The following is a 15175-nucleotide window of genomic DNA, read 5'->3' as shown; positions in this document are numbered from 1 at the left end:
ACGATCTCAGCCTTGCGGCCCAGCGCCCGCACCTTCTCGACAGTCTCCTGCGCCGGAGTGCGGCCCACAGCCGCAATGTCGGCTCCCGCGCTGGCAAGCGACAGCGCGATCGCCTGCCCGATGCCGGTATTGGCCCCGGTAACGATCGCATGCCTGCCGGTCAGATCGAAGATATTGGTCATCAGCTATTCTCCGCGTCATCCCCGCGCAGGCGGGGACCCATCTCCTGCCCGTCATACCGGGCGCAAGGTCGAGAGATGGATTCCCGCCTGCGCGGGAATGACGATAAGGGGGAAAGTGCGTGCGGATTACGCCAGCTGGCAGATATCCAGCACATTCATGTCGGTATAATCCTGATTCTCGCCCGCCATCGCCCAGATGAAGGCATAGGCCTTGGTACCCGAGCCCATATGCACCGACCAGGGCGGCGAGATCACCGCTTCCTCATTGGCCATGACGATATGGCGCATCGCCTCACCCTCGCCCATATAATGGAAGACGCGGTCGGCCGTGCCGTCCAGCTCGAAATAGAAATAAATCTCGCTGCGCCGCTCATGGATATGCGGGGGCATGGTGTTCCATACCGAACCGGGCTTCAGCACCGTAAGTCCCATCACCAGCTGCGCGCTGTCGCACACGCCGGGGATCACCAGCTGATAGATGGTCCGCTCGTTCGACTCTTCCAGCGACCCGCGCTCCAGCGCATTGGCGTCGGCAATGCCCAGCTTGCGGGTCTGAAACCCCTTATGCGCCGGGCAGGAGGCCAGATAGAAGCGCGCACCGGCGCCAGCGAAGAGTACCTCCTTCGCCCCCATCGTCACATAGAGGCAATCCTTGTTGCCCAGCGGGAAGACTTCGCCATCGACCGTGACCGTGCCTTCCACGCCCGAGACATTGACGACCGCCAGCTCGCGCCGCTCCAGAAAGGGATGGCCCGCCGCCGAAGCCGGCTCGGTCTGCGCCGGCAGCGCCACCGGCGCGTCCACCACCGCCACGCCACCGATCACGAACCGCTCGGCATGGGTATAGTTCAGCACGCATTCTCCGTCGCGGAACAGACCCCCGATCAGATAGCGATCCCGCAACTCCTCGTTCGACACGCACTCCATCATGTCGGGATGCGTCGCATAATAGGTCTTCTCGAACATCAGCTATCCTCTCCCTCCTGCGCCCGAATGGACACCGGTGTCATGAATTTCCGTCTATCAGCTTGCGGAAGGGGGCGCAACCGATCCGCGACGGATCAGCGTCGAACTGAACAAGGAGGGTTCGTTTACATCCTCGCCTTCCCCGATTGCCGTGCCGATGAGCTTGAGCGCAGCCGCCCGCCCCATCGCCACGATCGGCCAGCGCACGGTCGTCAGCGGCGGCCAGACTCGGGTGGTAACCGGCGTGTCATCAAAACCGATGATCGACAATTCGTCCGGCACGGATATTCCCCGCAGGCGTGCGGCGTAGAGAACCCCGGCCGCCATTTCGTCATTACTTGCGAAGATCGCGGTCGGCCGCGGCGACAGGTCGAGCAGGCTTTCCGAAGCGGAAATACCGGATTCGAACGTATATTCGCCCTGCGCGATCAGACTGCGCGGCAAGCCGATCTCCGCCTCCGCCAGCGCCAACTCGAACCCCTCCCGCCGCTCCTGCGCCGACCGAAAACCATGCGGCCCGGCAACCAGACCGATCCGGCGATGCCCCTGACTGATCAGGTAGCGCACGGCATCCGCCACCGCCTCCCTGTCATTCGACACCACCATATGCTCTGGATCATCCAGCACGGCGGAGCCCATGCGGACATAGCGGCAACCCTGCTCGTCAAGCATTCGCGCCAAGGCATCATTTTCGGACAATGGCGGCAGGATGACGACACCGAACAAGCGCTGGCGGGTCACAAATCCCTGAATATCCTCCATCACCTGCCGGGACCCGCGATCGACAGGCCGAATCACCAGTTCGAACTCGGTGCCGTGCAACGCCTCCAATATGCCCTTCTGCATGCTCAGGATCATCTGCACATTGGGATTGTCGTAGACGAGCCCAATCAGAAAGTTGCGGCCCAGCGCCAGCGCGCGCGCTTGAGGATTGGGAACATAGCCGGTTTCCCGGATAATCGCCTCGACCTTGTCGCGGGTTTCGCGGTTGAGAAGCGGCGATCGATTGATCACTCGACTGACCGTCTTCTTGGACACGCCGGCCATACGGGCGATGTCGTTTATGGTCAGTTTGGGCGCCTGCCCCTCATCCTGCTTCTGCTTTGCCATGGCGCCTTATAGCGTAGAATTGACCGGATACCAGAATGACCCGCTTGCCAATGACACCGGTTTCCATTACTCACCCGGTCAATAGCGAAGACAAAGGATAGGCGAGTGAACGCTAGCAACGATGCGGAGAGGATTGCGGCCTTTTTCCTGGACGCACGACGGACAACGACTGGTTTCACCGACTATCCTGGTCCAGTCCCTACTACGCTGGACGAAGGCTATGCCATTCAGGCCGCAGCCCTTGCGGGCAGTAAAGACCCAGTCGCAGGCTGGAAAGTCGGACGAATATTGCCCCCATTGTCAGAGCAATTCGGCTGCGATCGTCTCGCTGGCCCTATCTTCGCACCGACCGTAGCTGCCGCGGATGCCGATGCCATCGGTCTGACCTTCGCGGAGGGCTTTGGCGCGGCCGAAGCTGAATTTCTATTCCGCATCGGCACGCCGCCGCCTGCTGGCAAAACGGAATTCACGCTGGCCGAAGCCGCCTACTATATCGACGCCGTCCATATCGGCATCGAGATCGCCAGTTCGCCGTTTCAGGGCATCAACGGCATGGGGCCTGCCGTCACCATTTCTGACTTTGGCAACAATAATGGGTTGCTCGTTGGTCCGGCTGTCTCGGACTGGCGGGACGGGAACTATGTGGGGCAACGCGTTTCAACGCGCATCGATGGCGTGGAAGTCGGTACCGGAACGGCAGATGCCTTCCCGGACGGCGCGGTCGGATCGGTCCGCTTTCTTCTGGAAAATCTCACCAAACGCGGAATCATCATACAAATGGGCTGGTGGATTTCCACCGGGGCGGTTACCGGTGTGCATCCGGTTCAGCCCGGACAAACGGTGGAAACGGATTTTGGCCCATTGGGCGTCCTTTCCTGCCGGATCGCAGCACAAGCGCCGCGCTAAGACGGCCAGCGAAAAGAGGACAGGAGCAGGATGAACACGGATATGGAGATCACAACCCCGCCCCCCGGCCGCTATCGGTGGGTCGTGGTTGGCTTGCTGTTCGCGGCAACGGCGATCAACTATGTCGACCGCCAGATGATCGGCGTACTCAAGCCCACCTTGTCGGCGGAGATGCACTGGTCCGAAACCGATTATGCCAATATCGTCTTCTGGTTTCAGGCCGCCTATGCCGTCGGTTATCTGGGCTTTGGCCGGATCGTCGACCTGATCGGCGCACGTTTTGGTTACGCTATCGCGGTGATCATCTGGACAATCGCGCATGTGGCCCATGGTGGCGTCCATAGCGTGACCCAATTCGCCATGGCCCGCTTTGGCCTCGGTGTAGGCGAGTCCGGCAATTTCCCTGCCGGTATCAAGGCCGTAACCGAATGGTTTCCTCAGAAGGAGCGCGCCTTTGCCATCGGCCTGTTCAATGCCGGCGCCAATATCGGTGCGATCGTCACCCCGCTTCTCGTCCCGTGGCTGACCCTGGCTTATGGCTGGCGCGTTGCCTTCTATGCCACCGGGATCTTCGGCATAGTCTGGTTGATCGCCTGGCTCATTTTCTATCGTCGCCCCGAAGATCATCCCAAGCTGACCGCTGGCGAACTGGCCTATATCCGTCAGGACCCGGCCGATCCGGTCAAGCCGATCGGCTGGGCGCGAATCATCACTGTCAGGGAAACATGGGCATATGCGATCGGGAAATTCTGCATCGATCCGATTTGGTGGTTCTTCCTCTTCTGGCTGCCGGGCTATCTCGGCACGCGATACGGCCTCGATCTTGTCAGCTTCGGCCCTCCCCTTGTCGCCATCTATATCCTGTCGGACGCTGGCAGCGTGGTCGGCGGATGGATGTCGGGGCGCATGATGAAGGCAGGCAAGAGCGTCAACGCCGCACGCAAGCTGACCATGCTGCTCTGCGCGTGCGCCGTACTGCCCATCTTCTTTGCCCAGTCGATCGACAATCTGTGGCTGGCCGTGCTGGTGATCGGTATCGCCACCGCCGCGCATCAGGCCTTCTCCGCCAATCTCTACACCTTGCCATCCGATCTTTTCCCTCGTGGCGCCGTCGGCTCGGTCGTCGGGATCGGCGGCACACTGGGTGCCGTCGGGGGCATGGTGATGGCGAAATATGCGGGCTATATCCTCGATAGCATTGGCAGCTACACACCCCTGTTCGCCGTCGCGGGCAGCGCTTATTTCGTTGCCCTTGCCATGGTCCATATCCTGTCCCCGCGCCTTGAGCGTGTGACCGTCACCGAAGCGGATGGATGAACGCCATGTCCGAAGCCCCTGCCATCCTGCTGGTCCATCCAGACGACAGCGTCGTCATCGCCATGGCGCCCATCCCCGCCGGCACGCAATTGACGGTTAGCGAGGAAACGCTCCTCGTTACGCAGGATATCCCGCAGGGACACAAGATCGCGCGATATGCCGTCAGGACGGGCGATCCGGTGTTGCGCTACGGCTTTCCCTTTGGTGTCGCCACGACGACGATCCAACCGGGTGACCATGTCCATAGTCACAATGTCCACACGGCGTTGAGCACCGGCAATGCCTATCGGTACAGCATGCCGGACAAGGCATCAGAAGACCGGGGGCAGGAAAGGCATTTCCAGGGCTATGTGCGCCCAGACGGCTCTGTCGGCACCCGGAATGAAATCTGGATCATCCCGACCGTCGGCTGTGTCGGCCGCACAGCCGAGCGGCTTGCGGCCCAGGCAAGCCGCACTTTGCCGCCAGGGATAGATGGCATCCACGCTTTCCCCCACCCCTTTGGCTGCTCCCAGTTGAGCGACGATCTGGAAGGGACAACCGGCATATTGGCGGCGCTGGCGCAACATCCCAATGCCGGCGGCGTGCTGTTGCTGGGACTGGGGTGCGAATCCAACCAGATGACTCTGATGCTGGAGCAAATCCCGCCAGAGCGACGCGCACGCATCCGCACGCTGGGCGCGCAGGCATCAGTGGACGAAATGGAGGAGGGGCTTGCTGCCATTACCGAACTCGCGGCAATCGCCGGCCAGGACCGGCGCCAACCGGCGCCGCTTTCTGCGCTAAGACTAGGAGTCAAATGCGGTGGCTCCGACGGGCTCTCGGGGCTGACGGCCAATCCGCTGATCGGGCGCATGGCCGACGCGGTAGGCAAGGCGGGCGGTAGCGTGCTGTTAACCGAAATCCCCGAAATTTTCGGCGCCGAACAGATATTGATGGACCGTTGCATCGATGAACAGACGTTCGACGCGCTGGTCGATCTGGTGTGCGGGTTCAAAGACTATTTCGTCGCCCATGGCGAACCGGTGTCCGAAAACCCAAGCCCCGGCAATATTCGCGGCGGCATCACCACATTGGAGGAAAAGTCGCTCGGCGCCGTACAGAAAGCCGGGCATGTACCCGTCACGGACGTCCTCCCCTATGCCGGTCGCGCAAGCCGAGCAGGGCTGACCGTGCTGGAGGGGCCGGGCAATGACGCGGTGTCGACCACCGCTCTGGCGGCGGCTGTCGCCACTGTCACGCTCTTTTCCACCGGACGCGGCACGCCGCTCGGCAGCCCGATTCCGACCGTCAAGATCGCCTCCAACAGCGCATTGGCGACGGCCAAGCCAGGCTGGATCGATTTCGATGCAGGGGCCGTCCTGAACAAGGGCATGGATGCCGCAGCGGAAGACCTGCTGGATACCGTCATCGCGATCGCATCGGGCAAAGCCACCCGTAACGAGATCAATGAAGAACGATCCATCGCCATCTGGAAACGCGGCGTGACATTATAGATCGCGCCGCCCGTCAGTCACTCGCGCCTCCCTCGGCAGGAACCGTGATCGTTACGCATAGTCCCGGCTTTGCATCACTCAGGACAAGATCGCCGCCATGCAGGCGCGCAACTGCGGCCGCCAGTGACAGGCCCAGCCCCGCGCCGGTGATATGCCGCGACGCATCCAACCGGGCGAAGCGTCGCAGCGCCTCGACCCGCCGCTCCTCGGCAATACCGGGGCCATTGTCGGACACCTGGATGACGATCTGCCCATCCTGTCGATAGGCAGAGAGATGGATGCGATCCCCACCATATTTCAGCGCATTGTCGATCAGATTGGACAGAACCTGCCCGAATATCTCGCGATGAGATCGAATGGTCAGGGCCGGTTCCGCCTCGACCGATATGATGATGTTCCTGTCGTCAGCGACAGCGCCATACATGTCCTGAAAATCATAAAGCAGCGCGGCCACATCAACGGGCGCAAAGCTGTCGCGCCCGATCCCTGCCTCCGCCCGGCTGATCAGCAGCGCCGCATCCAACATACGAAGCAAGGTATCCCCTTCGTCCAGCGCGCGCTCCAGGGCCACGATCGCAACATCATCCTTGCTTTGCGCTAAAGCTCGTTCCAGCACCGCCCGCAATCGGGTCAGCGGTGATCGCAAATCATGGGCCAGCCCATCCGTCACCAGCCGCAATTCACCCACAAGTCCGGTGATCCGGTCCAGCATGGCATTGATTTCGCTACCCAATGCATCGAACATATCGCCGCTGTCGGTTAGCGCGATGCGGCGCTCCATCGCCCCCGTACCCACTGCGGCCGCTGTATCGATGACTGCACGCAACCGTCGCTGAATGATCGCGGCTGACACCCACGCCGCCCCCGCAGCCAGCGGCAAGGCCAGCAATATCGCCCCCAGTAACGCCGCCTCCAGATAATGATCAAATCGGATGTCCCGTTCGATTACATGGCCCGTCAGCAGTCTTGTACCGTCTGGGAACCGCGTGCCCACAATGCCGATCGCCTGCGCCTTGCCTGCGCGGCCATCAGGCTGGAATGTCACCGGTCGCCAAGCCCCTGCGGTCCCGACATCGGCAGGCCAACGGTCCAGATTGCCGGCAATGCGATGGCCATCGGGCGCCAGCAGCAATATCACCGCACTGCCACTGGGATCGGCAGCGATCCGGTTCCGCACGGTTGCCCCGGCGGCAGCAAGTCCAGCCGCAGCATAGGTCGCTGCGATATCATCGCGCAAACCGATCGCTATTTCCCGACTGGCATGATCGACCGCTCGCCCCGTGAATTGATGCACCGCCCACAGCGCCAGCAGGACGCACGCGATCTGCATCAGAAAAACGAGCGCTGCAAAGCGCCAGATCACAGAATGGCGCCAACGCATATCCCGCGTCAGTCCTTCTCGCTCAACCGGTATCCGGCACCGCGCACGGTGTGGATCAGGGGCAGTTCGCCCTCCTCATCGATCTTGCGCCGCAATCGGCTGATATGCACATCGATGACGTTGGTGCCTGGATCGAAATGATAGTCCCACACGCCCTCCAGCAACATGGTGCGGGTGACGACCTCATCCCGGTGGCGCAGCAGATAGTCGAGCAGCCGGAATTCCCGCGGCTGAAGATCAATCGCGCGTGCTCCGCGCTTAACCTTGCGTGACAATAGGTCCATTTCCAGATCGCCGCACACCAGCCGCGTTTCAACCACCTGCGTACTGGCACGGCGACGCAGAACGATCCGCAACCGGGCGAGCAATTCGGCAAAGGCAAAGGGCTTGGCGAGATAATCGTCCGATCCCCCCGTCAGCCCCTTCACCCGCTCGTCCGCTGTCGCCAAGGCAGACAGGATGATCACGGGCGTCTCAATCCCCACAGCGCGCAACGCGGCCAGCACCGCCAGACCATCCATGCCCGGCAACATCCGGTCCAATATGATGGCGTCGTGACTCCCTTCTGTCGCCAGGAACAGCCCGTCACGGCCATTATCGGCACGATCGACGATGAAGCCTTCTTCCTCCAGTCCCTTGGCGATATAATCGGCGGTCGTGGCGTCATCCTCGACCAGCAGCAATTTCTCACTCATGACGCCCCTTGCCCTCCATCTTCATGCCGCACGCCTGTCCCCTGCTGCATTCTGGCTGCCGCGCTTGCCTTTCCGCCGCCGATCAACCGCTGCAAGTCCACCATCGCCCGCGCCATCGACACGCCCTGCGGCCCCGCAATGAAGCGCGGTTCCCAGTGCGGCGCGAATTTCGACTTATAAGCCCGAAGACCGCCAAAGCCATAGAAGCTGTCGCCATGACGATAGAGAAAGGCTCCCGCTTTTGCCCATAGCGGCGACAGCCGACGTGCCTCCAGGCCCGACAAGGGCGCCAGTCCCAGTGTAAACCAGCGATAGCCCTGCTCCTGCCCCCAGAGCAGCAGACAGGAAAACATGAAATCCATGACTCCATAGGGGGCATCCACATCATGGCGCATTAGGTCGACGGACAATTCATTGCCGTTCGCAGTCGACAGGATATTGGCAAAGGCCACGATGCGTTCGCCGCGTCGGACGATCGCGCAATCGAACTGCCCCATATAGGCCGAATCAAAGCGGCCCACGCTGAAGCTCTTTTCGGTGCTACTCTTGCTGGCGAGCCAATGATCGGAAATCTCCCGCAATTGAGGGAGCAAGTCAGGCACCGCAGCGGCGGGCACGATCTCGAACATCGCTCCGTCACGTTCCGCACGTCGGGCCGCATGACGCAACGGTCGGGTATCCGGCCCGATCATCGTGAACTGGCGCAAGTCTATCCGGGCCTCTTCGCCATATTTGACGATCGACAAACCCAGCTCAACGGCCAGTGGCAGGGCGTCCAGGCTCAACTGATAGAGCAACAGCCGCCCCTGCGCGGCATCGGCCTGCTCGCGTATCTGCCATAACAGATCGCGCCATTCGGCCGGGTCGCCTATTGGATCGCCCATGACGATCCAGCTATGCCCCTGAATCTGATACATCAGAAAGGCCCGGCCTGACGGTGAAGTCAGGAACAGCTTGTCGCCGGTCAATGCCAAAAAAGCGTCGGTCCGCTGGGCAAGGGCCAGTGCCGTCCCACTGGGCCCCGGACACGGCCCCCGCGTCGTCCCGCTGAATGGGGCCGGACGCAACAGGCTGCGTACCGCGACACCAACCACCAAAATACCCGTCAGCAAAGCAGCGCGCAAAAACCGCGACGCATCCTGATGGCGTCCAAATTGCCACCATAGTTCGCTCTGATAATCGACATGGCGATAGGCGACGAAACCGATCCAGGTCGACAGGCCTACCGCCACCGCGAGCGCGACTGTCCAATAGGGCGTCAGGATCGCCGAGGTCAGGCTGGTCCGGCGATAGAAGGAACGCCGACACCATTGCAGCAGCCCCGCAATGATCAGGAGAACAAGCGCCTCCTCATAATCCAGCCCCTTGGTAAGGGAGAAGAGCGCTCCAGCGATCAACAGCAGCCTCGTCAGCCAGAAGGCTCCGTCAAGCCGACGATAAAGCCCGGATGCCAACAGCACCAGCATCGCACCCGTCAAGCTGGCGGCAAGATGCGATGCCTCGACGAAGGGCATCGGCGCGATCTCGCTCAACGCCCTGAATCGGACAGGCATCGCGGGCAAAGACCCCGACACCAGCAACATCATACCTCCGGCAGCGGCCAATGTCGCCAGCACTGTGGGCGCTATGCCCCGGACTGCTATCGCACACCCTTTCAGCAAGCGTCGTCCGGGACGAGTCCAGACACGAGCTTCATGACCCGCCATCAAAAGCAGGGCGATAGTGAGAGGAAGCAGATAATAGATGCACCGATAGACGATCAGCGCGGCGATCAGACTAGACCGATCGATGGTCGGCAATGCGGCCAGTAGGATGGCTTCGAATACACCGATCCCGCCCGGCACATGGCTGATAAGCGCTAGGATGATCGCAATCACATAGGCCAGAAAGAAGGTCGGATAAAGTGCCATCCCGGCATCGGGGACCAGCACAAATAGTGCTGCGCTGGCCAGAGCCAGATCGACGCAGGCAATGCCGATCTGGCCAAACGCCTGACGACGGGACGGCAGCCTCAACGTCCAGCCCAATAGCCGGATCGCCACCGGGCCATCGGGCAGCAGGAAGAATATGATCGCGATGCCCGTGACCATTACCCATCCTATCGTACGCTGGATCGCAGGGGCCAGCGGGAACCCGCCGAGTGTCACCGGATGGAGCGCCATGACCAAGGCGCCCATCGAGAAGACGCCACCCCAGAACGCCAGACTGGCCGACGCAATAACCCGCGCGACATCGCCCGGTCCAAGCCCCGCCGCGCCATAGATGCGCAAGCGTGCAGAACCGCCGGTGATCAGGCCAAGACCCAGATTGTGGCTGAACGTGTAACTGCAAAAGGATGCAAGCGCGGCAGTCCGCCATCGAACCGGATGATCGCCAATCCGCAAAGCAAGATAATCGTACAAGGTCAGCGTGAGATAGCTGGCTATCGTAAATAGCAAGGAAGTAGCAATGGCGACCGGCGCCATGGCGTGGACGGCGATACGCACATCAGCAAGATTGACCTGCCCAAATAGATGATTCAAGGCGACGAGGCCAAGGGCCGTGACCACCAATAGGGCCAGAATTGCAAGGCGGGGCTTATAGGCCCACCCAAAAGAGGGCTGGGCTAGTGCCGTCATGGGCGCTGGGCGCGAGAAGCAAGAGCCTGATTGACGGCCGGCAACAGCACGGCAGCAACCGCGTCAGGATCATGCGCCAGAGCATGACCGCCGGGCAGGCCCATGCGCATTGCGTTGGGCTGATGCAACGAGGGGCAAAGGCTGGCCCGTTCTGCCACTCCGTATATGCAAAGCAGCGGCGCCCAACTCAATCGGCGCGCGGCAGTCACGGAATCCTCTTCCGGTTCGCCGATCGAGAAAATCTCGGACGGAGAAGCCCGCCATTGCCGAGTGGCGCCGGGCACAATCAGGCCGATGAAAGCTATGCGTTGTCGCAGCGCAACCGGTACATAAGGCAGTGAAGGCGCGATGACGTCAGCGCCGAAGGACTGCCCAAGCAAAAGCAACTGGGCGTCCGGATCAATCGCCAACGCACGGCGCAGCCCAGCCGTTATCATTGCGCCGGCCTCTTCCGGCGTCCGGCGTGTGCGGAAGAAATGAAGGCTGTTCTCTGCCACCACCGCGATGCCTCGCTGAGTCAGTCGCTCGGCCATGTCCGGCCCCAACCCGGCATGGAACCCCATGTCGCCGGACAGATAAAGCGCAACCGCGCGCCTATGTTGCTGTGTGGACTTGGCAGGGAGGACGTCAAACAGCGCACCACCGATATAGCCGATGTGCCACAGAAAAAGCAGCCCGGCGGCCAACAGGATCGGCAGGATGCGGACCGCTGTCCTCACGCAGCCCGGCTCCATCTATCAAATCCGCCAGCCGAAGCCTCCGCCGATTGCACGCGGCCGCTACGCTCCAACTTGCCCCAACCAACCCATGGGCCCAATATCGCGGTAAAGACGGCACGGATCACCACGCCATACATGATCTGGCGATAGATGAAGCGTTGGGCAATCAGCAACAGGGCAGGATAGCGGCGTTCGCGCGGTTCAAGCCGATAGGCCACGGCACCGCAGGCAACATCGATAGCGGCGAAAGCAAGCCAATAGAGCGCCATGCGCAAAACATCGCTCTGGGTCTGCAACCATCCATGTTGCTGCACGCGCACTATCGTATCAATGCCGCTGACGACCAGGGCCAGGTCGATGATCGGCGATACCAGCGCGAAACCTATCTGGAACAGCCATGCCTGCGGCAGGCCAACCCATGCCAGTCCGGCCGGCCGGCCGTCACGCCAGACACCCCTATGCTTCCACAGGCATTGCAACGTTCCGTATGCCCAGCGGAAACGCTGCTTTGAAAGCGCTCGGAAACTCTCAGGTGCCTCGGTCCACGCCACCGCTTCGGTATCATAGGCGATGCGCCATCCCGCCCGCTGCACGGCGATCGTCAGGTCCTGATCTTCGGCCAATGTGTCCGTCGGATAACCGCCCACGGCATCCAGTGCTTCCCGACGCCAGGCGCCCACCGCACCTGGCACGACCGTAATAGCCCCAAAGCGGGCCAGAGCCCGACGCTCCAGATTCTGCGCGGTCACATATTCGACGGCCTGCCAGCGAGTGACCAGATTGATGCGATTACCCACCATCGCATTGCCGGCGACAGCCCCGACTTCCGCATCGGTGAACCAGCGCGCCAGTCGCGCGATCGTCAGCGGCTCAAATTGGGTATCCGCATCAAGCGCCACGAGGATCGGCGCCTTTGCCAAGGTAAGCGCCTGATTGAGTGCCGCCGCCTTGCCGCCATTAGCCAGCGTCAGCAACCGAACGCGCGGGTCGGCCGAAAAGGCTCGCGCGACGATCTCGCTTGTTCCGTCCGTCGATCCGTCATCCACCACGATCACCTCGATCGCGACGTCATGGCTGGCCAGAACGCGCCGGACCGACGCTTCGATCACCTTCGCTTCATTGAACGCGGGAATGATTACCGATACGAATAGGCCCGGATCTATCGCAGGCGGCTCCACATGATTGCGGCGCGCACGGCTCCCCAAAGCCAGCCAGGCCAGTAGCAAGGCCCGACCAATGCCAAAGAGGATGACAGCGAAGAACAGCCATTTGAGGACCATCACGATGCCGGCCATGATCAGGAAAATGGCAACGTCGATCCGCACGGCCGTTAAATCTGTGCCATGGATCGGCGGCATCACCTGATCGCGCGTTAGACCGGCAAGTGTCGATACAGTGACGAAATGATAGCCCCGCGCTGTCAGTGCCTTGATGATCTGCGGCAGGGCAGCGACCGTCTCCGCCCGGTCGCCACCGCTGTCATGCAGCAGGATGATTTGCGCGGAGCGGTCTGCGTCCCCTGCTTCCACCTGTCGCACGGTCCGTTTGACGATGGCGTCGACACCGGGGCGGGTCCAGTCGCCTGGATCGACATGCAGCCCGACATTCACATAGCCCCTCTTCTGCGCTTCTAGAGCAGGCCCGATTTCGTCAGCCGTGGTCGGCTCCGCATCCCCGAAATAGGGTGCTCGAAACAGGCGCATGGCACGGCCGGTATAGGCTTCCACCAAGCGCTGGGTGCTATTCAGTTCCAGCGAAACCCCACGCCCGGAAACCTGCGCCATATTGGGATGCGTATAGCTATGGCTGCCAATCTCGCTGCCCTGAGCAACGATCCGGCGCAAAAGACCAGGATGCATCATGGCATTCTCGCCGATAACGAAGAATGTCGCCGGGACATGGGCCGCCTTCAATATGTCCAGGATCGGCGGCGTCCATACCGCATCCGGACCGTCGTCAAAGGTCAGCGCAATCATATGCGGCCGATAGCCCGTGCGGCGGATGACATAGGGCGTCGGCAGGCTCAGATATTGCTCGTCTACGATCAGGCCAGTCCGATCCCCGCTACCCGTGCGGACGACACGGCGGCCGATTGTCGGGACGTCGTCCACCCGCAATATCTCGCCATTGCCTTCGACATCGACGGAATTGAAACTGGTCAACCGCGCCATCGCCGGAGAAGGCATATCGGCATTTTTGGCAAAGCTAGACCAGAAGCCCGGATCTTCCGATCCCAGTCGCCATAGCGCCACGCCGCCCACACCCGACAGGCGCGCAGCCCGGACCTGATTCCAGCCACTAGCTGCATCCAGCATCCAGACATGATGCACATGGCCATCCTGCTCATAGTCGAAGCGGGCGTTGCCAGTCGCTGCATCAAAGCGGATCGGTGCGCCGGCATCATGCGCAGACAGCCACGCATCCTCGATGGACAGCGCGTCAGCCGTAACGCCGCCTTCAGTCCAGTCATAAGCATAGCTGCCGACCGCAACGATCGCCTTGGCTGCCGGCACTATGCGCAACGCTGCGCGCAATCTCTGCACGAACCAAGGTTGCGCCGCAATCGGACCTGGCTTGTCTCCAATATAATGCTGATCATAGTCCATCAGGATCAGATGATCCGCCACGCGCTCATAAGCGGCAAGATTCCAGCTCGCGTCGTCTACAGGTACCGTCAGCGCCAACTGCAAATGCCGTGCATGCAGCACCGAAGCAGCTTGCCTGAGAAAGGCGAGATAATCACGCTGGGCACCGGAAGGCAGAGCTTCCAGATCGAAGATGACCCCCGATGCATGCAGCGCTTTCAGATCAAGGCCCAGTTGACTCAACAGGAGATTGCGCGCCGTCTGATCGTGCAACAGCGTAGCAGTCCCCTTGCTGTCCCAATCCCCGTCGAGAACATTCTGCACCACCGGCATAACCTGCGGCCTGCGACGCGCACCCCGCATGATCGCAGCAAAGGCAGGATCAGACTGAACGCGCAGGACATGATTTTGTCCGGTGACGGAAAGCAGGGCAGGCGCGACCCAGTCCATTTGCGTGACGTGCTGGCGTAGCGATGCGCGGCTGGCGTCATCCCATGGCACGTAGAAGGCCACCCGTACCGGATGGCTCGACAAGGTCGTGCGATGATGCGGCACCCATGCCGCCAACTGCTGCTTCAGGGAAGCCCGCAGATGATCGATGCGCTGTCCGATGCCCTCGACCCGTGGCCGCTCCATGCGCAAGGGGACTGGCGCGGGGACCGGCACGTCGATGATTGTGAGGGAAAAGGCAATGGCGGCGATCAGGATCGCTATCAGGCCAACGGCAATGGCTGGCAGCGTCAGGCGCCGCCTGCGTCCGCTGGCATCGTAGAATATCGGCCTGTCCATCATCCCGCCCGGCATGTTGAAATGGCGGCGCGACAGGGGTGACACGCCGCCATTCCATAGATTTGGCCACATGAGGGATGGCCTTGATCCTGATAGCTATGCTGTGTTTTCGGGGGGATGGGCGAGAAATTACATTTTTGTCACGCTTATGGTAACCGTGGCGCCGAGGCCGCCTTGCGCGGTAGCGGGATGAAGGGCTGATTGCCGCTCGGATAGGAGCGGCGATGGATAACGAGATCGAAGGTGTACCAGCGAGCGGTCATATGAGTGCTCATACGAGCGGTCTGAGGTGGTCCCGCTTTTCTGGACAGGATGCTAGGCCGTGTGGACGAATTTGGGGTTGAAGAGATTTTCCGATTCCCAAGATGAATCTGTTCTGATTCATAGGCTTCCGACTGTCATGGAGGTCGG

General features: G+C 61.3%; 11 protein-coding genes. 3 read left to right on the top strand and 8 right to left on the bottom strand.

From position 1 onward, the window contains the following. The 3 genes from BMY84_RS28350 to BMY84_RS28340 form a co-directional block, all read right to left on the bottom strand. A partial coding sequence (locus BMY84_RS28350; protein ID WP_143075204.1) for an SDR family NAD(P)-dependent oxidoreductase occupies positions 1-182 on the bottom strand: 182 nt, incomplete at its 3' end. A gap of 126 nt (positions 183-308) precedes the next feature. Then, on the bottom strand, positions 309-1148 hold the full coding sequence (gene kduI, locus BMY84_RS28345) for a 5-dehydro-4-deoxy-D-glucuronate isomerase (protein ID WP_093088473.1): 840 nt from the start codon (positions 1146-1148) through the stop codon (positions 309-311). 57 nt (positions 1149-1205) lie between these two features. Beyond that, positions 1206-2258, bottom strand: coding sequence for a LacI family DNA-binding transcriptional regulator (locus BMY84_RS28340; protein WP_093088471.1), 1053 nt, complete (start codon positions 2256-2258; stop codon positions 1206-1208). A 105-nt stretch (positions 2259-2363) separates the two neighbouring features. On the opposite strand from BMY84_RS28340, the gene BMY84_RS28335 reads away from it, so the two are divergent. The 3 genes from BMY84_RS28335 to BMY84_RS28325 are packed head-to-tail and all read left to right on the top strand — an operon-like array spanning position 2364 to position 5977. Then, positions 2364-3164 carry a 2-keto-4-pentenoate hydratase gene (locus BMY84_RS28335; RefSeq protein ID WP_093088470.1) on the top strand — a complete coding sequence of 267 codons (801 nt, stop codon included), beginning with the start codon at positions 2364-2366 and terminating at the stop codon, positions 3162-3164. A 42-nt stretch (positions 3165-3206) separates the two neighbouring features. Next, a complete protein-coding gene (locus tag BMY84_RS28330; protein ID WP_256215496.1) occupies positions 3207-4481 on the top strand; it encodes an MFS transporter in 1275 nt (424 codons plus the stop codon). Positions 4482-4486: 5 nt separating this feature from the next. Next, a complete protein-coding gene (locus BMY84_RS28325) occupies positions 4487-5977 on the top strand; it encodes a UxaA family hydrolase (protein ID WP_093088477.1) in 1491 nt (496 codons plus the stop codon). Between the two features lie 13 nt (positions 5978-5990). Here the strand turns inward: BMY84_RS28325 and BMY84_RS28320 are convergent, their stop codons facing one another. The 5 genes from BMY84_RS28320 to BMY84_RS28300 are packed head-to-tail and all read right to left on the bottom strand — an operon-like array spanning position 5991 to position 14764. Then, the gene (locus BMY84_RS28320) at positions 5991-7358 is read right to left on the bottom strand and encodes a sensor histidine kinase (protein WP_256215495.1); all 1368 of its coding nucleotides are present in this window, start codon (positions 7356-7358) and stop codon (positions 5991-5993) included. A gap of 8 nt (positions 7359-7366) precedes the next feature. After that, on the bottom strand, positions 7367-8053 hold the full coding sequence (locus BMY84_RS28315; RefSeq protein ID WP_093088467.1) for a winged helix-turn-helix domain-containing protein: 687 nt from the start codon (positions 8051-8053) through the stop codon (positions 7367-7369). After that, complete coding sequence (gene mprF, locus BMY84_RS28310; RefSeq protein ID WP_093088465.1) at positions 8050-10671, bottom strand: bifunctional lysylphosphatidylglycerol flippase/synthetase MprF; 2622 nt, start codon at positions 10669-10671, stop codon at positions 8050-8052. Before mprF ends, BMY84_RS28315 begins: the two co-directional genes overlap by 4 nt. Then, positions 10668-11390: a virulence factor gene (locus tag BMY84_RS28305; RefSeq protein ID WP_256215494.1), complete on the bottom strand. Its 723-nt coding sequence runs from the start codon at positions 11388-11390 to the stop codon at positions 10668-10670. The genes mprF and BMY84_RS28305 overlap by 4 nt, the downstream gene beginning before the upstream one ends. After that, complete coding sequence (locus BMY84_RS28300) at positions 11387-14764, bottom strand: glycosyltransferase (protein ID WP_093088474.1); 3378 nt, start codon at positions 14762-14764, stop codon at positions 11387-11389. Before BMY84_RS28300 ends, BMY84_RS28305 begins: the two co-directional genes overlap by 4 nt. Between the last annotated feature and the right edge of the window lie 411 nt (positions 14765-15175).

This window comes from Sphingobium sp. AP50 (assembly GCF_900109095.1).
In the GTDB taxonomy this organism is placed as follows: domain Bacteria; phylum Pseudomonadota; class Alphaproteobacteria; order Sphingomonadales; family Sphingomonadaceae; genus Sphingobium.
Note: the sequence above shows the minus strand (reverse complement) of the source record. Positions and strands in the feature narration are given on the sequence as shown.